Below are 19,351 nucleotides of genomic sequence, written 5' to 3'. Positions count from 1 at the left end.
CGGCGATCCAACGCCACCAGGGGATGACGGGTGACTCCTTTGGGGATGCCCATGCCCCGAATGACTCCGGCATGGGGGAGGGTGAACTCCTGGGCGAGGGTTTCGGGGGTTGAAAAGGGGGTAGCTCCTTGGAGCATGGGGCGGTCGTCGATACCGCTGGATCGGGGCAGGAGAGAGTCGTCAGCGATGAAGGCGATGAGATTTTTTTCCTCCAGAAGAGTTCGGAGGTGGTCTTGGTCTTCGATGGTGTGGATATGTTGGGTTAAGGCATCTGCCGGTGTGCGGTCGAAATAGAGGCTTTCCCGGGCCACTTTGGGCAGTTCCTCAAAGAGCATCGCTTCGGCCTGGCGGGCCAGCACTCTTCTACCCGCTGCGGGGAGTCCCACCCGGATGCGGGCTTCCACGCTGCCATCGGGGTGAACCCGAATGGCATTACGTACCAGCACCTGCTGCCCGTTTACCGAAATGGAGACCTGGCCGCTTTTCCCGCTTCCCCGCCGTCCTTTGACGTGGGTGGCAATGGCGGTGGCGACCCTCCGAGCCAAATAATCTTCCAGGGCGATGCGGCGGATGGCCGGGGAGCGCATGTTTTCAGGGAAACAGGCCTGATCTCCAGAGACCAGAAGACGCATTCGAGAGGGGTCGGCAAAGGGGTCGCCTTGGACATGATCGACGACGAGAAGGTGATCCGAAAAAGTGAAGCGTCCTTCCAGCCCTTTGTACGCTTTGTAGCCACGGCCTTCCATCTCGGAGAGTAACCTGCTTAGTCTGTCCATATTCATCCCATTTTTTGTGTTGTCAGGAAAAATTTCCTTGCATTTTTTCAGTTTTTCGGTTTAATGTGCGGCTCTTTAGGGATGGAGAAGAGGCTTTTGCCAGAATCGGGGGGGGCCTCACCTACTATCCAACTACGGAAGCGAAGTCTTCAGGTTTCAAATTAGGAGTAAGATGATGTCTCAGCCAGTGCAAGGTACAGTGAAGTGGTTCAACAACTCCAAGGGATTCGGGTTCATCGCGCCCGATGATGGCAGCGAAGATGTGTTCGTGCACTTCTCCGCCATCCAGGCTACCGGCTTTAAATCCCTTGATGAGGGACAAAAGGTCACCTTCGAGGTTGTCCGCGGCCAAAAAGGCTTGCAAGCAGCCAACGTACAGGTTGCCTGAAGATTTCGAATTCCATTCGAAAAATCTTCTGTAAATAACGCTCGGGACTCCGGTCCCGGGCGTTTTTTTTTATTCAATTGAGGGCGACTGTCGCCAATTAGGATTATGGATCCCGGCCTTTTGGAAAAAAACTTTTTTTTGAAGGCGTTTCAGGGAACCACCCTGACTTTCATCTTGCCTGCCTCCGACCATCTTGAAAACCGCTCCTTGCAAAAATTTACCCTTGGACTTCAAGAGCTTGCATCTGCGGGGGTGCATGGGCTGATTCTTTTTCAGGATGTGGGGCAAGCGGCTCAACGCCTGAAATCAGGGCTCTCCGGTTTGATGGCTTCCGACAGCTGGTTGCACCAGGAGTGCGAGGGGCCTGCTCTGTTTGGGGCGTTGTGGGAAAGCCGCCGTCCTTTTTTGGGAATGGGGCTTCGGGAGGCTGATTACAGTGAATTTTTGTCAGCTGTTTCTCGTCGTATTGCCCCCTTGCGTCTCTCCCGTCTGTTGGTCATGGATCCCGAAGGGGGGCTCAAAGAGGCGCCGGGGCGGCAGGTGATCAGTTATGTGAATGCCCGCCAACTCTCCCCCCTGGTCGAGGAGGCCCCCCAAAACCGTCGGGGGCTGCTTCTGGCTTTTATTCAAAATTTACTGACCCACGGGGCGGGGGGGATCAGTCTCTGTCGGTTGGAGGATGTTTCCCGGGAGCTTTTTACATTTGAAGGGTGTGGAACGTTTTTTTCAAAACACCATTATTGCCGGGTGCGGCGGTTGGGGTTTGACGATTTCAGCGAGATGGCGGCGATTATGCAACGGGGTGAGGTGGCGGGATATTTGCTTCCCCGTAACCAGAGTGAAATGCTGGACGTGCTGACTGGGGGGTATGGCGCTTTTTTTGGTGACGACCATTTGGCGGGTGTGTGTGGTCTGTTGACCGCGCCTTATGCAGACGTCAACGTAGGTGAATTGGTTTCGTTGATCACCCTGGGGCGTTTTCAGGGGGAGGGGGTGGGTCGGCAGTTGGTTTTTCGGATCAAACGGGATGGTCGGCGCAGGGGATTGAAGACTCTTTTTGCCTGCACCCGATCCCCTCAGGTGGTCGATTTTTTTCAGAGCTGTGGCTTTCGTGTCCTGGATCCAGGCTCAGTTCCGGAACAAAAATGGCAGGGTTATGATCAGGAGCGCAAGTTGGGATTGACCTGTCTTGGGGTTGACCTGTCTTGGGATTGATTTAAAGGGATCGCTTTTTCGCATTTGAGGAGATGGACTGTTGGAACACATTGTGATTATTGGTGCCGGGGTGATGGGGTGTGCCTGCGGCCTTCGCTTGCTGGAGGCGGGATTTCAGGTGACTCTATTGGAGCGGGCTTTGCCTGGGGCGGAGTCTTCAGCAGCAGCTGCGGGCATTTTGGGGGCGCAATCGGAGGTTTCCGGGGGAGGGGCCTTTCAGGAACTTTGTTTGGCCAGCAGAGGGCTTTTTCGGGAGTATGCCCGGGAGCTTGAAGAGTTGACCGGTATCTCTGTGGGGTATGAGGATTCCGGGGTGTTGGAGGTGGCTCTGGATCCGGCTGAGGGGCGCATGACGGCGGGGCGTGCGGAATGGATGACCGAGCGGGGGCTGGAAGTGGAGGTGCTTGATCGAGAATCTGCCCGCAAACTGGAGCCCGCCTTGAGTCCGGACATTCTCGGAGCCAACTTTTATCCGGACGATCATCAGGTGGATCCGGTGGCCCTTTCCCGAGCCTTGGCAGCAGGCGTGGCGAAACTGGGTGGTATTTTTAAAACCGGTGTGCGGGTGCGGGGTATTCTGTCCCAGGGGGATCGGGTGGTGGGGGTGGAGACCGACGAGGGCCCCATGGCTGCGGAACGGGTGGTGGTGGCTGGTGGCGCCTGGTCTTCAGGATTGACCGGGCTTCCCCCCTTGCGGACTGTGGTCAAGCCCATGTCCGGGCAGATTATCCAGGTGGAAACCCGCCCCCCGCTTTTTCGTCATGTGGTGTATGGCTTTAACGGCTATATCGTACCCCGGGCGGATGGTCGGGTGTTGATGGGCTCCACCCTGGAGGATCGGGGATATGACAAGGCGGTCACCACCGAAGGGCTTGCCCGGGTGAGTCAGATGGCGCTGGATCTGGTGCCAGGCCTTAAAAATGCGCGGCTTGTGGATACCTGGGCCGGGCTGCGGCCTGCTACGGGAGATGGGGAGCCGATTTTGGGTGAGGGGCCTTATCAGGGACTCTATTTTGCCACCGGTCATTTCCGCAATGGGATTTTGCTGACGCCGATCACGGCCCAGGTCATATGCAATTTGGCTTTGGGGAAAGCGGCTGGCCCGAATATTTCAAACTTTTCCCCCGTTACAGTGTCCAACAGCGGAAGAAGCCGACCTGCTTCCCGGAAATGGAATCAACGCAAAAGGAAAGGATAACCGAACATGACCAGCCGTACTGGGGGTTCCCCCGATGATACCTGCTTGCTGAAGGATGTGGGTGTCGCCGAATTCAACAAACAACATCTGCGCTTGGCGAGCTATGTGGTGGAGTATGCCCAGGTGGTGGAAAAGCTGGATGGGGGGGCGCCAGAGGTGGCTGACTGGCGGCATTTGCAAGCGCTGGTGGGACGTATGAAGCGGTTTGTGGTAGAACATTTCGACCATGAGGAAAAGATGTTGACCGAGCATGGTTATCCCGGTCTGGAAGGGCAAAAAAAGGAGCATGGAAAGTTTAAAAAGCAGCTGGCTTCTTTTGCTGCAGACATCGATGATCGCAACCATAAATCCCTGGTCAAATACAGCAAAGTGATGTGGACGTGGCTTTTCGATCACATCAACCGCCATGACTTTCAATACCGCGATTTTTTCATTGAGAAGGGGGTTCGTTGATGGGTTGGTGGCGCATGTTCACTACCTGAGCACTCTTTTGTTGATCAATCAAAAGCCTCCGATCCAATCAAGGGTCGGAGGCTTTTGTGTTTGATCTGCAATGGTTTTCGCGGTCTCTTTGTTTTCTCCATTTCCTGAGCAATCCATCCGCTTGCCTGGGGGGTGGTCATCTGAAGTCTTGGATCAAGGGGGAGGTTTTTTCTGCCTGCCACCGTTTCTTCTGAAGGGGTGAGTCGTCACGGCCTTTTGCTCATTGTTTGTCCTGGCTGGTGCCAAATTTTGATCAAGCCTCCAAACCGGGTCATCTTAATCCTTAAAATTCGGAGATGGTTGTTCATATCGGTGGATTTTGGGGTGTTTCGAAATAATTTTCCTGGAGGATGATGTTTTAAAAGTTCAACAAAAACAGCGATAAACGTCGATATTGTGTCTTTGATTGTGTTTGTGGTGCATTTTTTTTCAAAAAAGGTGATTTTTTTCTAAAGGTCTTGGTGGGGCTGGACGATAAGGAGAGAGAGGGAAATATTTTTGTAGACTTCCCCAGTGGCCTTTGGTAGTGTGTTATGCTAAAGGGGCAATGCGTGTTCTGCTCTATGTGGCATTCACTCAAATAACCAAAAACCCAACAGAGGTTAGGTCATGGCCATTACCATTCAAAATTCTGCAAGCCAGGGGCTCATTCATTCCACCAGCCAGGTGCAAAAATCCCTGAATGAGACCTTCCAAAAGCTCTCCACCGGTCTCAAGGTAGATCAAGCCCAGGACAATGCGGCTCTGCTCGCCATCGCCGACCGTTTTTCCACCCAGGTGCGGGGCTACAATCAAGCCATCCAAAATGCCAACGACGGCGTCTCCATGGTCCAGGTGGCCGATGCCGGGCTTGCCCAAATCCAGGATGGTCAGGTACGCCTTCAGGAGTTGGCCATTCAGTCGGCCAACGCCACCCTGAATGACAGCGACCGCCAAGCGCTCCAGACCGAAGCCAATCAGATCCAGGAACAGATCGATTCCATCATCGCCGATACCAACTTTAATGGCATCGACGTACTGGCTTCCAATACCCCTGTCAATCTCCAGACAGGCACCGGGGAAGGGGATGTGACCTCCATCAACTTCCAGGATTTCAGCAATGCCTTCACTTCGGTAGATATTTCCACCCAGGCTGGGGCACAAAATGCCATCTCCTCTCTGGAAACCGACATGGAGACCGTCTCCCAGGCGCGATCCGAATTGGGCGCGGTGCAGTCGGGATTGGAATCAACCCTGAATAACCTGGGCAGCACCGTTGAAGCCCTGACCGCCGCCAAATCCCGGGTGGAAGATGCCGATATGGCCCAGGCGATGTTGGATAAAACCAGCCAGGATATTCGCTCCCAAGCCAATATTGCCCTGCTGGTCCAGGCCAACCAAGCTTCCGAACGGGTGATGGATCTGCTCTAAGTCTTCCCAGATCGTTTCATCTTTTTTTCAGAACGGCCATGGGGTTGGCTCACTCCATGGCCGTTTTGCGTGACAGGGTCATCCTGTATGGTTTGCTCCACCACCGTCTCATACCAATTCCGGTTCAACAGGTGAGTCGAACAAAAAAACGTTTAGCCACAGAGGACACGGAGAACACAGAGAAAACCAAAATCGAGCCAAAACGCGTGCCCGGTAGTGGTCGGAATGTTCAGCTGTTTTTCATGCTTTTCCTCTGTGGCCTCAGTGTTCTCTGTGGCAGATTTTTCGGTTTTGAATGAAGATCAAACAATGGCCTTAAGCTCGTCGTTTGAACAAGAATTCGTATCATTCGCTTTTCGATCATCCTTCGGCCATCTCCTCATTGAATGGTGACATCGGCAAAAAGCGTTCCCCTTCAGGCAGAAGTTGCCAGGCATTGGTTAATGGGGGTTCTCTTACACCTGGTTACAATTCAGTCTAAATCAGTAAAAACATATAAATATCAACAATGTATATCAGTCCAATAACGGTTGGCTCAGGAGGGATGGCCTTTCGGGTTGGCACGAAAATGGCATCCTCTCTTGGCAATGGGTTTCCAGAGAACCAAAAGGTCTGTTTATAAAAGGCAGGCTGGAAATCCGTATAAAAGTAAACACGTAGCCATGGTAAAGAGCGCGCATTTGAAACCAGGCGCGTCAGAGGAACCCTTTTAATAAAGGGGAATCGTTATGGGGATTATCGTCAATCTGGAAAGCCGTTCAACCATTGATCGCACGCCGATCCTGATTTCCAGCACGCCGTCGAATCTGGTGTTGGAACTGGACCATTATCGGCGAAAAAATGAAGAGCTGGCCAGGATTTATGAACTGCACCGCAAGCTTGGGGAGCAGCTCGATTTGGCCAGTATGATCGATACTTTTTCATCCTGGTTGGTGGCATTTTTCGAGCACGATCTTCTGGCATACCGTCATCAACCCCGCAATCGGATGCATATGACCTGTTCCGATCACGGCCCCCATCGTCAAAGGTTGGTGGATTGCGCCCAGAAGCTTTTGGAAGCAAGCCCAGCCCCACCGGCGGAGGGGTTTATGGAGGAAGTAGGGCTTTTTTACCATTTCCCCCTGCTCGCCTCGGATGTTGACCGGATTTTGCTTCTTCACCAAAAGCCTTTCCTCTCCTCCGATCCTTTCTACAAGTGGGAAGAGGATGTCTTCATGGAATTGCGGGGCCCCTTGGAGCGGGCGCTGGCTTATGAAGATCTCTATGATCTGGCTCGCCGGGACGCTTTGACGGGTTTGGTCAACCGCCGGGTGTTCGAAGAGCGGTTGGGGCAGGAGATGACCAACGCCGAGCGCTATGGGCATCCCTTGGTGTTGGCTGGTCTGGATCTCGACCATTTTAAATCGGTCAATGACCTGATGGGGCATGCCGAAGGGGATCAAGCCCTGGTGCTGGTCTCCAAAACCCTCTCCAGCATGATTCGGGATTCCGACCTGTTGGCGCGCATCGGCGGAGATGAGTTTGCCCTTATTTTGCCCAATACCGATATCAAGAGCGCTGAAATGTTGATGAATCGCCTCTGTGATGGCGTGGCCAGCCTGAAAATTCAGGCCCCTGGCGCCAAGCCCTTGGGGGTTTCCATTGGCGTTTCCGCCTGGCAGGCCGGTTTTACCAAATGTTCCTGGGTAGAACAGGTGGATCAAGCGCTTTACCGGGCCAAGGCTTCGGGCCGCTCCCGGGTTTCGTTCTGATCTGATTCAATACGCCCCCAGCCTTCATTTACCCCCTGGTATCCCTCCCTCTCCCCATATTTTTAATTCCTTGATCACATTGATCAGGAGAGAGGAGGGGGGGGCTGCCAACATCCCTGTTTGAGGACACCATGTGTGGCATTTTGGCGGTCGCAGGGGAGGGGGCAGGGCCAGGGGAGGATGGTCCCATCAGTAAATCCCAGGCCCTTGACCGCCTCAGCCATCGGGGGCCGGATAGTCGGGGGATCTGGTCCGACCCGTCTGAACGCATCTGGCTGGGCCACCGCCGTCTGGCCATCGTCGATCTGACACCAGCTGGCAACCAACCCATGGCCGATGAGTCTGATCGGCTCCGCCTGACCTGTAACGGCGAGATCTACAACGCCCCCACTCTGCGCAAAAAGCTCATTTCCCTCGGTCACACCTTCCGTTCCCGCAGCGACAACGAAGTGATTCTCCATGGCTATCAGGCCTGGGGAGAGGGGGTGGTGGATTATCTGGAGGGGATGTTTGCCTTTGTCCTGTGGGATCGTGATCAAAAAAAGCTCATTGCAGCCCGGGATCGGGTGGGAATCAAGCCCCTTTACGTTGCAGAAACATCCAGAGGGGTCATCCTCGCCTCGGAACTCTCTGCCCTGCTCCCTTTGCTGAAATCCCCTCCCAGCCCGGATCCCCTGGCCATCGCTCATCTTTTGACCTTGAGTTATGTACCCGCGCCTTCTTCGATCTGGCAAGGGGTGCGCAAGCTCTCTCCAGGATCGATCTATACATGGCAGATCGGGCAGGGGGGGCGGGAACGGACCTATTGGCAACCGCCCAGGGATCTGGATGGGGGGTCAAGCCGGGGAGAGGAGTGGGCTGAACGGTTTCATGGGGTGTTGGGGGAGCATCTGCTTTCGGATGTGCCGGTGGCGCTCTTTTTGTCCGGTGGTTTGGACTCTTCATCGGTGGCGGTGGGGTTACGGGAACAGAATCATCCCATGGAGGCCTTCACCATCGGTTTTCCGGAGTCCCGGCGCAACGAAGCGGGGGTGGCGGCAGCGACAGCTCACTATCTGGATTTTCCTCACCATGTTGTAGATCTCACCAGCCGCCATGTGACGGGCCTGCTCCATCAGGTGGCCCAGGGGGTGGATGAACCCGATGGCCACAGCTCCCAGATCGCCATGTTTCGGATCAGTGAGGCCGCAGCCGGACGTTTCAAGGTGGTGCTGGCCGGGGATGGGGGGGATGAGCTGTTTGGTGGCTATAACTGGTATCAAAATCTGGACGGGGGAGTGCGTCAAGCCTCCCAATACCTGCGTCGGGGGTTGCGGCCTCTGGTGGGGTGGCAGGGGGCTCCAGCTCTGACACGCCAAGCGGCTCGTCATTTTAGTCAATCTTCTCCCCTCCATCGTCATGCCTGGCGGTTATTCCCCCGATTTTTACCTGAAGAGGTGCAATCTCTCCTGGCTCCCATGGGGTTGGTTTTTGATGATGAACGGATGCTGGCCCCCTTGAAGCGACACTTCGAACCCCGATTGCCCTTGAAGCGGGCTTTGCAGCGGATGGATCTCATGACTTTTTGTGCCGATCATGTGCTCACCAAGGTGGATCGGGCGTCCATGGCCCACTCCCTGGAGGTGCGGGTGCCGTTATTGGATCATCGTCTGATCGAATGGGCCTATGCATTGCCTGAGGAAAAAAATGGCCATGGTCCCAGCAAGCCGCTGTTGCGCCGCTATCTGCGGGATCGCACGCCGCCCCGGTTGCAAAACCATCCCAAACAGGGGTTCAGCGCCCGGGCTCTCGACCGGTTCGATTGGGAAGAGGCGTTGGCGGTGGTGCGCCGTGGGGTGTGGGTGCGGGAGGGGTATTGGCAGAAGGGGTGGGAAAGGTTGCTTGCTCCGGGTGTGCCGGAACGCCATAGCCGCATCTGGACCCTCTTGATGCTGACTCTCTGGGGGGATAAATGGCTGGGGGAGGGCTATCGTGGTTGGTAAAGAGTTGTTGGGGGTGGTCAAGCGTACCGGGAGGAATTGAAGTTGGTACCTGACAATTCCGGCCTCTCCCGGGATCGGGGAGGCCGGATATCAGAATGGAAAAGTTGGCGTCTTATGAAGGCGCTCCGGGGAGATGGGGAGCGGTCTATCAGAGAAGATCGCTCAATATTTTTTCGGCTGGATAAAGGAGTCCCCGCTGTAAAAATGATAGGCGTTGCGGCCTGCCTTTTTGGAGCGGTACATCGCTTCGTCAGCAAATTTCAACAACTCCTCTACCGTCTTGGCATCCCATGGAAAGAGGGCCATGCCCAGGGAGCCGGAAATGTAGGTTTCTTTCCCTTCCAACTCAAAGCTGTCGTTGAGTTTATTCAGTATTTCCCGGGCGATATCCGCCACCTCTGCCTCATCCACTCCTTCCAGAATGGCGGTAAACTCGTCTCCTCCCAGGCGCGCTACCAGATCCCCCTCGTTGACACAGGATTTTAAACGTTCAGCAGAGACTTGCAGCAGATGATCGCCTGCGGCATGGCCCAGGTTGTCGTTGATCCATTTGAAGCGGTCCAGATCGATAAAAATGAGCCCCAGGGATTTTTTATCCTGTTTGGCTTTTACCAGGGATTCCCCAAGAGAGCGCATGAACATGGCCCGATTGGGCAGGTTGGTGAGGGCGTCATAATTGGCCTGGAAGAAAATTTTCTCCTCGGCCAGTTTGCGTTCGGTGATGTCACGAACAATGCCGGTAAAAATCACCCGATCCTTCAGGCGCACCCGGCTGATGGAGAGTTCAATGGGAAAGGTTTCGCCGCTCTTTCTTTGGGCAACCGCCTCCCGTTTATGGCCGATCACCTTTTCCACACCCGTTTCAAAATATTGGGCCAGATAGCTGTCGTGTTTTTCTCGGTAGGGGGAGGGCATGAGCAAGGAGACATTTTGGCCGATGGCTTCCTGGGTAGAGTAGCCAAAGGTTTTTTCTGCAGCCCGGTTGAAGGATTCGATGATGCCTTTGTCGTTGATGACGATAATGGAATCCACAGCGGTATTGACGATGGCATCCAGACGAATTTTGCCCTCCCGGATCTCTTCCTGGGCCGCTTGATTTTCCAGGGCCAGATGCATTCTTTTTTTCAGCACCCCCCAGTTGATGGGTTTGGTAATAAACTCTTCCGCTCCAGAGGAAAAGGCCTTGTTTACCGTGGCGTCATCGTCCTGGCTGGTGATCATGATCACCCGGGTGTAGACCCCTTTGGGGAGGCGTTTGATCTCAGAGCAGGATTTGAAACCATCCACCACCGGCATGTTGGCATCCATCAACACCATGTCCGGATTTTCATTTTTAAAAACTTTCACGGCTTCCTTGCCGTCGTCCGCCTCCAGGACGGTATACCCTTCGGCCAGGAGGACGGATTTGATGAGGTTTCTGGCGGAGCGGGAGTCGTCGACCACCAGGATTCGGGCGCTGGATTTGATTTCAGAAGGGGTCGTCATGGTCGTTACCTGATCCTTGGAAGCGTGTTTATTCTCAACTGCTAGCTTGGATGATGATTGATTTTCTCATCGCTTGTCTGATGACAGCAAGCGTGACTATACAAGAGTGTTCATGAGGGCTCTGCCGAAGGCCGTCCGAGGGGGATTAATGGATCCGGATTGGGCGGGTTGCATAAAATACATGGGTACCATGTGTTTTTGAGTGGCGGCAGTTGAGGCGATATGCAGCGTTGTCTTGGAGGCCACCCTCTACCATTTATCATCACATCCCTACAGGCTGGATATCCCTTCGATAATGTATAACATATTGTTATGTGGGGGTCATCCCGCCTTGAAGCAAAAACACGCCAGTGGGAAGCTTTTCCGGGATGATCGGGTGTGAAGGCTGTCTCACCCTTTGGCTGGAGGGGGAGGGAGGCCAAGTGGGTCAGGTTTGGAACCATCTTTTGGGATTGCTTGTCGAAGCCAGTGGGTAAAGTGTAAAAAGCAAGCTGTTAAAGTGAGAAAAAAACAACAAAATGACGTAACAAAATCCCTCTCTACTCGACTTTGAGAGGGGTGTCGGGGAGGCTCAAACATCATGAAAGGCAAGTTTACGGGGGTTCACCACGTCGCCTTTGCTACCAACGATTTGGAAAAAACAGTTCGTTTTTGGCGCGATCTTTTAGGGATGCGCTTGGTCTATACCATGGGAGATGCGGGTAATCGGCAATATTTTTTTGAAGTATCGGAGACCACGCTTATCTCTTTTTTTGAGTGGTTTGATGCGGAAGGGGTGCCCTATCGTCGCCATGGCGAGCCGGTAAAGGGCCCCCACGTGTTCGATCACATCTCCATCGGCATGGAGGATGTGGAGGCGATCATGGCGCTGGGCAACCGCTTGGCTGCGGCGGATTTTCCGGTTTCCAATGTGGTCAATCACGGCTGTTTTCTTTCCATCTATTCCTACGATCCCAACCACATTCCCATCGAATTTTCCTGTAATTCACCTGGAAACAAGGTGCGCAGCAAGCCCATCGTTGGGGATAACCCGCCTCTGCCTGTGGCTTTGGAGGGGCCGGAGCCTCAGTGGGACAAGTGGCCTGAGCCGGAGCCAATGGAAGAGGAGGATAAAATCATCGTCGATGGAGATGGCATGGAGTTTTGCCAGGATCTGTCGAATGGGGGGAACTCCTGACACGATCAGGCCTTTGGATGGTGTCACACTTGCCATCAAAGGAAAGCAAGGAGTACTGAGGGATGAAACAAAATGTGGGCGCGATTGATCGTTCCATGCGCATTGTGGTGGGGGTGGTTTTGATATCCGGTGTCTTGATGGGGCCCCAGACCCCTTGGGGGTGGTTGGGGGTGATCCCCCTGGTGACCGGTTTTGTGCGGTTTTGTCCCCTCTACCTGCCCTTTGGCGTTGGTACCTGCTTCCTGTTCGGGGTGAATACCTGCTCTACGGGTGAGGTGAAGGGGGGGTGAGTTTTTTTCTGTCCGTTTTTTTTGGAAAAAAATGGCAGGAGCATCGGGGCTGACCCCACATCCGGGGGGAGAGGAAAAACAGGGTTATAGCAATTCTATCTCAAAATTAGGCACTCTTCCCTGACTCGTCATCCCCGCGAAGGCGGGGATCCAGGGAGCTGATGATTGCCCTCAAGGAAAAACCAAATCTTCAAGAAAGGCCGGAGTTTTGCTGAAAGTGATACAAGATTTGGAAAGGTTCGTACCAGGCACCCTGGATTCCCGCATTCGCGGGAATGACGGCAAAAGAGCAACGGCATATGTCCAATTCTTGATTGGAATTGCTATAAAATCAGAGGAAGGGGCTTGGGGTAGGAATGGATGCGCGCGCGCTTTTTTTTGAGCGTTTACTTTGATTGAAAATGGGGGTTTCTGGTTAAATCCCAAACCCTTTCCATTTTTTCGGTTCGGTATCCCGATACTGATTGGCCAGCTGGATATAATTGTCAGTCGTCGCCCGCATCCCGACCAGCTCTTTTTCTTCCAGGTGGCGACGCATCTTGGCGGGAGAGCCCAGCCATAGCTCTTGGGTGCCCACCTTGGTTCTCGGTGTCACCAAGCTTCCAGCACCAATCATCGCCTCTTCCCCCAACACCGCCCCATCCAAAACGGTCGCGCTGGCACCAATCAGACAACCATCTCCCACCTGACAGCCATGGAGCACCACCCGATGACCAATGGTGATCCCCTCACCAATGATGAGCGGGTAGCCCTTGGGTTGGTCCCCGGTGGGGCGGCACACATGGAGCACCACGCCATCTTGAATGTTGGTTCGGGCACCGATCCGGATGTGATTGACATCGCCACGAATAATCACTCCCGGCCAGATGGAGACATAGGCGCCAATGGTGACGTGGCCGATGATGACCGCGCTGGGATGGATGTAGGCGGTGGGATCGATCTGAGGCTCACTCCCTTGGAAAGGGGAGATGGTTGGAACGTTTTTTTTCTTGTTTTTTTTCATTGCCGCTAGCCATCCAACCTTCAGAGTTGAACTATCGAGCCTGCCGTTTGGCCTTCAGAGCAGCCTTGAGTTTATCCCGGGCCGGTTGAAAGGCGGCGTCGGCTTTGAGGACTTTTTTGAAGGCGCTGATGGCTTTGTTATACTCTTTGGCTTTAAGGGCATCCACACCATTGCGGTAGCTTTCACCCAACTGGGCCATTTTCATCTGCCGCTGGGCCGGTTGGAAGGTGGGGTGCTTGGCCAGAAGCTTTTTGAATAGCGCTTCGGCCTGCTTGTACTTGCGGTCGTCGATCAGGCGGATGCCCTCTTCGTGGCGCTTCCAGACACTCATATCTTCCTTCCAGCCAAAGCGGGTGGCGGAAGGGGTGTGGGCAAAGCTACGGGCGACCTTGTCCGACAGGCCGTTGATCAGGCCGCCGATGCCATCCATCGTACCGTTGACGCTATCGACGAAGGTGATGAGAGAGGTCTCCACCTCCACCACCCGCACACTCACCTGAATGGTGGGGCCGATGGCCATAAAGTCACCGAAAATCATGAATCGCGCTCCGGAGAGGCGACCCAGTTGCAGTCGGGATTTTTGGCTGGCAAGCTCGCTCGATCCCAACTTTAATTCCTCCAAAGCCTCCCGTAGGTGGACACGTTCCACCAGTTTGAGATCTTTGATGCTGACAAGTTTGGCGACGATCATTTCCGGCATCGCCCGCACCAGATAGTCCAGGGCGGTGATGTCTGCAAGACCCGCTACCGTGGCATTTTCAAAGTCCCACACCGCCACAGTGCGTATACGGGGATCCAGTGGTGGGGGCTCTCCTTCCTCCGCCAATCCCGGCTTGGCTGAAAGAAGAAAGAGCAGTGCTGCCAGGAGAAAAAAACCGCGTTTGAATAAGGACATGACCGGGATTTCCTGGTTGGATGTGAATTATTGTGCAGAGGCGATGATGATTTTTTGCTGCTTGGCCCATTCGCCGGATTTGGTCACGACCTGGGCATAGGCGATCTTGTCACGCACCTTGGTGACTTCGATCTGGCCCAGTTGATCATAGTCGTAGACCACTTCGCCATCTCCCAGATCAATCGCTTCACCCTCACTCAACACATTGAAAACCAAGCCCTTGGTAACAGCATGGCGTTTGCCCAGGTTGATGATGATCTGCTTGGGCTTGATGGAGACGATGCGACCCTGGAGGGGATGCTGTTCCCGCACCTTGGCAGCGATCTTTTCGGCCCATTCAGCAGCCAGTTGGCTGGGATCGAGGCTTTTTTCGAAGTTTTTGCTCAGAGCCAGAAAGATATCCGTCGTTTCCGTCTCCACCAAGCGCATGGTGGCGGTGGAACCTTTGGCTTGATTATAAAAGCTGCCGGTGGCCATCACATGGGCTGCGGTAATCTTGCCGAGCTTGGTGCGGGTTTTGGGGTTGGCCAGATCAGAGGAGCCCAGTTTCAGCTCAGCCAGCACCTTGTCGAGAATTTCACGATCCACCACGCTGACGTTGAGATCCCCCAGCTCCCGGGTGAGTTCATCCTTGAGGATGCCTTCCATGCCGATGCGGCCACTGAGATTGCCCTGGGCATTGTTTTGAAAACCGAGGATCGAGAGGGCTCCCGCAGGGGAGGTCCAGGTATCTTTCGGTGGCGGGAGTTTTTTGATCTCCTTAAAGCGGGCCACCAGGTCGGTTACCATGCCGTCGATATATTTTTGCCGCTCCAGATCCTGCTTTTGAGCGATGGCAGACTGGGCCTGACGCATGAGGGCGTGGACCAGCACGTCGGAAGTGTGGACCTTTTTCAGTTTTTTGAAGACCTTCAAGGCCTCTTCCGGGTTACCCATATTTTTCAGGGCGACACCCTGGTTGGAGAGGGCATCCGCTGAAAAGGGGTTTTCCGCAGCGGCCTGTTTAAAGGATTTCAAGGCAATCTGGGATTTGGCATTTTTCATCTCCAGGTTGCCCAAAGCCAGATGGGCGTCCGATTTTTGCCAGGAAAACTCTGCTTGAGCCCCTCCGGAGACCGCCTTGGTCAGGGCCTTTTTGGCATCAGCGGATTTACCCTGGGAGTGGAGGGATTTACCCTTTACCAAGTTGGCCATGGAGCGGTTAGGGTCCTCAGCCAGCACCGATTCGGCGGTGGAGAGGGCCGCTTTGGTCTCTCCTTTTTGAAACAGCACCTCTGCCAATCCTTCTTTGGCCTGCATGGCCACCTGGGTATCAGGGGAAGCGGAGAGCTTTTTGAAAGTGGCTTGGGCGCGCTCCAGGTTGCCTGACTTCAGATCACTGTAGGCGAGCCCTATCTCCACCGCCGGGTTGGCCTCCAGTTTGGCTGCTTTGGCAAACAGGGCCTGGGCACCAGCGGGATCCTGGCGGTCCAACTGGGTGGAGGCCAGTTCAGTCATCAGCTTGGCGGCGTGCTTACCCCCACCGTGGATCACCTTGAGCACCTGGCCATCCGGCCCCACCAGCAGTGTGGTGGGAAGAAGGGAGGCGGAGAAGGATTTGAAGACCTGCTTTTCCGCTGAGCCCACCTGGAAGGTGAGTCCCAGGCCCTGGGCAAATTTATTCAGGGAAGCGTCATCTTCCTTACCTACGGCGACGATCTGAATGCCTTTGTCTGCGGCATCACCGATCCCTTTGAGGCTTTCCAGGCCGGTCAAGCAGCTTTTGCATTTGTTCATCTTGAAAAAATAGATCACTCCCAGATTGGACTGCTGGAAGTTTTTTTCGCTGACCACATCCCCTTGGGTGGTCCGGATGACGAATTGGGGAAGGGGATCCCCCTTTTTCAGTCGTGCTTCGGCGCCATGAGCCCCGGAAAAGAGCAGCCCCAGGCTAACGAGAGCGGTCAAGAGATGTTTTGTGCGATTCATGGTTCAGGGTCCTCCCCCATGGCCGTGAAAAAAAAGTTTTGGGTATTGTTTACAGTGAGTCAGGATATCATCTTTTTTTGGTGTTTGTCTGAATAATCTGAATATCCGGGGGATGAATCGAGGCCGGTGCCCGTGGGAGTGTTATGGGCTTGAAAGGGGCTGGCGGGCTTTTTGGAAGCCCGCCAGCTTATTGGCGGCAGCTGTGTTGACAAGCCTTTTACCATCCCCCCTTCATGAGCCTGATCAACCTGAATTCAACGCCTGATAGCTGTGTCAGCCACCCGGCTCCACAGGATCCAGAGCGACTTCAAACTCCAGCACTTCATCGGCAACCACCTCAATGCTCGCTTCCATGTCGTGGAAGCCGTTTTTTTTGAGAATCAGCTGATATTCCCCCGGAGGCATTTCAAAGGTGTTGGGTGTAAAGCCCATAAACTCCCCATCCATCAATATCATCGCCTCGGTCGGTTCGCTGGCGGCGCTGATGGTTCCTTTGGCCACCACAGCGACTGGTGGCTCAGGGGCCGTCGGTGTGGTAGCGGTGGCTGGTGGAGCGGTTTGGGGTTGGATCGCTGCTGGTGGGGTCGCTGTGGGTTGGGCTTTTGTCGGAGCAGGAGCTGGTCTGGTAAACCACCAGGCCCCACCCCCTCCTGCCACCACCAGCAGGCCGATGATGCCGATCACCAAACCCATGGAAGATTTTTTCGGCTCTCCCCCGGAGATAGTGCCAGGAGGGGGCGTGGCAACGGTGGCATCTCCCCCGGGAGCAGCGGTGATGATGGTTTCCGCTTCCATGGCATTGGGTGCCATGGCCACGGTTTGGGCAGAAGCTGGATTGGTGGCAGCGACGGTGGCATCCGTGCTGCTCAATCCTCCACCCGCCGCCATGACGGTGGCTTCGTCATCCTCATCCACCCCACCCGCCAGGATCGTTGCGTCATCATCGCCATCGTCAAGGTCTGATTTGTATTGATTTTTTGCCGCGAGCTTGATCGCCTCCCGAAAGGATCCGGCATCCTGGAAACGATCACCGGGGCGCTTGGCCAGGGCTTTTCGGATCAGATCGTTAAAGCAGGTGGGAATGTTGAAATTAAAGTTGCTGGGATCCTCAGCCTCGGTATTCAACACCTTCTGCATGATGGTGGCCACCGCCTTGCCCGGGAAGGGCTTCTCGCCGGTGAGCAGTTCGTAGAGAATCACCCCCATGGAGAATAGATCCGCCCGGGCATCCACCCGCTGTCCCATGAACTGTTCCGGGGACATGTAGCTGGGGGTGCCCATCACCGCGCCCATCTGGGTCATGGTGGAGCTTTCCACCCGAGCGATACCAAAGTCGGCGACCTTAACCTGACCATCATCCAGAATAATGATATTGGCCGGCTTCATATCCCGATGAACCACGCCACCCCGATGGACATATTCCATGGCGTCCAGGGTTTGGTCCATGATTTCAACGATCTTATCCATCTCGAAGCGGGCCTGGTCCCGGATATAATCCTTGAGTTCCTTGCCCTTGATGAACTCCATGGCGATGAAGGGAATGCCCTGATCTTCGCCATATTCGTAGATGGCCACCACATTTTGGTGCATCAGGCGTCCAGCCGCCTGGGCTTCCCGTTTGAAACGGGCCAAAAGTTCCTGGCCTCCGTCCCCTTCCAGAAGCGCTTTGTGAATGGTTTTAATGGCGACCGTCCGCTCGATGAAGGGGTCGTACCCCTCATAGACGATCCCCATGGCCCCTTTTCCAAGGGTCCGTTTGATTTCGTATTTGCCTAGCTTGGTCAAAGGTTCCATGAGCGGTGTCAAATCACATGTGTGGGGTTTTGACGACGGCAGTCAATCCAGCCTTGGAGGTCGTGTTGACGCTCTCTAGGGCAGATTATCGAGCCACTTTTTAACTTTCCGGGTCTCTTCCTTCCCGGGAGCAAATTTGAGATAGGTCATGAAAGCTTGACGTGCGGAGTGGGGATTGTCCAGCCCCTCCGCATAGACCACACCCAGATTGCGGAAGGCTACCGCGAATTGTGGGTCAATGGAAATGGCTTTGATGAGGAGATCTTTGCCTTTTTGGGAATTTCCCAGCTGATGAAAGGCCAGACCGGCTTCAGCGAGAAGCTTGGGGGAGTCGGAATGACGGTCGATGAGCTGATCCAGCATTTGGCTGCGGATGTTGGGGTCTTCCTGGGATTGGGCGGTTTGGAACTGCTCCATGGCGTGTTTGGTGGCCATGGTTTCCGAAACCGCTTCAAGCCCTGCCCGAATATAGCCGGATGGGACGGCAAAGTTGAGGCTGCCTATATTTTTCCACGAGCCCATGATGATACCCACCACCTGGCCTGCATTGTTGATCAGGGGGCCGCCGCTGTTGCCGTTGTTGACGGCCAGATCGGTCTGAATCAGCGGATGTCCATCGATTGTGCGTCGGGGATTGCTCACCACACCCCGGGTCAGAGTATGTTCCAGCCCCATGGGACAACCGATGGTAAAAACCTCCTCCCCCAGGGAGGGGCCGGAGTGGGGAGGAGCCAGGGAGATCCCTTCCAGGGTGGTGATGGGAACCCGGAGAATGGCCACATCCCAGTTTTCCTTGGCCATGACGGTTTGGGCGGGGCTTGAGAGGCCATCGGCCAGAAAAATCTCCACCCGTTCAGCGGTTACCACCTGGTGGGCTACGGTGGCGATCAGGTCGGGAGAGACAAAAAAGCCGGAGCCAAGCAGTATCGATTGGTCCGGCATGACGCTTTTGATGCAGACGATGTTGGGATCGATTTTTTGGTAGATATTTTCGCTGCTTTGGGCTGAATCGCCCCAAAGCAAAATCGAAAAAGTGATCAAAAAGGCAGAAATAAAACCCATGGCTACCCCTGGGGATTTCCTCGTGGCGGTTTGTTTTTTCGGGTGGCCAGAGAAAAATTCCGGCCCACCGCAATCCATTGTCCCATCACCCAGCCTTTTGGAGTCTGGGCCATCTGGCACCTGGGGACCAGGAATTTTTTTGGCTTCATCCCAAATTATGCAGATTATTCCGGAAAAGCTCTCTTTATAAAGTAACGGTGAGGCTTTCTTGGTTCGAACAAAAAGTAAAATGGGAGCTGTTTTGAGTGAACCACACGACCCATTTCCGGCCATTCAAAGGGGCTTGGCCGCTGGGATCAAAGGGGCCATTCCCTCTGGGGCTCGGAATATGGTTTCGTTTTGTTTCGACCTTCCCATATCCGCAACTGGTGTTATCCCTCCGATAAAGATGACTCTTGAGAGGGAGTTGTGGATGGCTGCTGCCATCTATAAAAAAAATCGCCGCTAAGTTAATTACCGGCGGCCGCCTCCATA

General features: G+C 54.5%; 16 protein-coding genes. 9 read left to right on the top strand and 7 right to left on the bottom strand.

Going from position 1 to position 19,351, the window contains the following annotated elements:
* Nucleotides 1-776, bottom strand: a 776-nt coding sequence (locus tag HQL52_12250; protein ID MBF0370218.1) for an ATPase, incomplete at its 3' end; no start/stop codon positions are given.
* A gap of 175 nt (nt 777-951) precedes the next feature.
* Between HQL52_12250 and HQL52_12245 the strand changes: the two genes are divergently transcribed.
* The 7 genes from HQL52_12245 to asnB all read left to right on the top strand — a co-directional run bounded on the left by HQL52_12245 (nt 952) and on the right by asnB (nt 9,203).
* Nucleotides 952-1,164, top strand: coding sequence for a cold-shock protein (locus tag HQL52_12245; protein ID MBF0370217.1), 213 nt, complete (start codon nt 952-954; stop codon nt 1,162-1,164).
* Between the two features lie 120 nt (nt 1,165-1,284).
* Complete coding sequence (locus HQL52_12240; protein ID MBF0370216.1) at nt 1,285-2,379, top strand: GNAT family N-acetyltransferase; 1,095 nt, start codon at nt 1,285-1,287, stop codon at nt 2,377-2,379.
* 40 nt (nt 2,380-2,419) lie between these two features.
* Nucleotides 2,420-3,577: a glycine oxidase ThiO gene (thiO, locus tag HQL52_12235; protein ID MBF0370215.1), complete on the top strand. Its 1,158-nt coding sequence runs from the start codon at nt 2,420-2,422 to the stop codon at nt 3,575-3,577.
* A gap of 6 nt (nt 3,578-3,583) precedes the next feature.
* A complete protein-coding gene (locus HQL52_12230; protein MBF0370214.1) occupies nt 3,584-4,030 on the top strand; it encodes a hemerythrin family protein in 447 nt (148 codons plus the stop codon).
* Nucleotides 4,031-4,669: 639 nt separating this feature from the next.
* Nucleotides 4,670-5,470: a flagellin gene (locus HQL52_12225; protein ID MBF0370213.1), complete on the top strand. Its 801-nt coding sequence runs from the start codon at nt 4,670-4,672 to the stop codon at nt 5,468-5,470.
* A 728-nt stretch (nt 5,471-6,198) separates the two neighbouring features.
* Nucleotides 6,199-7,221, top strand: a complete 1,023-nt coding sequence (locus HQL52_12220; protein ID MBF0370212.1) for a GGDEF domain-containing protein — start codon at nt 6,199-6,201, stop codon at nt 7,219-7,221.
* Nucleotides 7,222-7,352: 131 nt separating this feature from the next.
* Nucleotides 7,353-9,203 carry an asparagine synthase (glutamine-hydrolyzing) gene (gene asnB / locus HQL52_12215; GenBank protein ID MBF0370211.1) on the top strand — a complete coding sequence of 617 codons (1,851 nt, stop codon included), beginning with the start codon at nt 7,353-7,355 and terminating at the stop codon, nt 9,201-9,203.
* A gap of 162 nt (nt 9,204-9,365) precedes the next feature.
* Here the strand turns inward: asnB and HQL52_12210 are convergent, their stop codons facing one another.
* The gene (locus tag HQL52_12210; protein ID MBF0370210.1) at nt 9,366-10,688 is read right to left on the bottom strand and encodes a diguanylate cyclase; all 1,323 of its coding nucleotides are present in this window, start codon (nt 10,686-10,688) and stop codon (nt 9,366-9,368) included.
* A 580-nt stretch (nt 10,689-11,268) separates the two neighbouring features.
* Here HQL52_12210 and HQL52_12205 point away from each other — a divergent pair.
* Nucleotides 11,269-11,865 (top strand): VOC family protein, encoded by a 597-nt coding sequence (locus HQL52_12205; protein ID MBF0370209.1) that lies wholly within the window; start codon nt 11,269-11,271, stop codon nt 11,863-11,865.
* Between the two features lie 62 nt (nt 11,866-11,927).
* Nucleotides 11,928-12,155, top strand: a complete 228-nt coding sequence (locus HQL52_12200) for a DUF2892 domain-containing protein (protein ID MBF0370208.1) — start codon at nt 11,928-11,930, stop codon at nt 12,153-12,155.
* Nucleotides 12,156-12,570: 415 nt separating this feature from the next.
* Here HQL52_12200 and HQL52_12195 read toward each other — a convergent pair whose 3' ends face one another.
* The 5 genes from HQL52_12195 to HQL52_12175 all read right to left on the bottom strand — a co-directional run bounded on the left by HQL52_12195 (nt 12,571) and on the right by HQL52_12175 (nt 18,877).
* Nucleotides 12,571-13,158, bottom strand: a complete 588-nt coding sequence (locus HQL52_12195) for a gamma carbonic anhydrase family protein (GenBank protein ID MBF0370207.1) — start codon at nt 13,156-13,158, stop codon at nt 12,571-12,573.
* Nucleotides 13,159-13,189: 31 nt separating this feature from the next.
* Nucleotides 13,190-14,053, bottom strand: coding sequence for a hypothetical protein (locus HQL52_12190; protein ID MBF0370206.1), 864 nt, complete (start codon nt 14,051-14,053; stop codon nt 13,190-13,192).
* A 27-nt stretch (nt 14,054-14,080) separates the two neighbouring features.
* On the bottom strand, nt 14,081-16,021 hold the full coding sequence (locus HQL52_12185; GenBank protein ID MBF0370205.1) for a tetratricopeptide repeat protein: 1,941 nt from the start codon (nt 16,019-16,021) through the stop codon (nt 14,081-14,083).
* 273 nt (nt 16,022-16,294) lie between these two features.
* Nucleotides 16,295-17,755, bottom strand: coding sequence for a protein kinase (locus HQL52_12180; GenBank protein ID MBF0370204.1), 1,461 nt, complete (start codon nt 17,753-17,755; stop codon nt 16,295-16,297).
* 135 nt (nt 17,756-17,890) lie between these two features.
* Complete coding sequence (locus tag HQL52_12175; protein ID MBF0370203.1) at nt 17,891-18,877, bottom strand: trypsin-like peptidase domain-containing protein; 987 nt, start codon at nt 18,875-18,877, stop codon at nt 17,891-17,893.
* Between the last annotated feature and the right edge of the window lie 474 nt (nt 18,878-19,351).

Source organism: Magnetococcales bacterium (assembly GCA_015232395.1).
In the GTDB taxonomy this organism is placed as follows: domain Bacteria; phylum Pseudomonadota; class Magnetococcia; order Magnetococcales; family JADFZT01; genus JADFZT01.
Note: the sequence above shows the minus strand (reverse complement) of the source record. Positions and strands in the feature narration are given on the sequence as shown.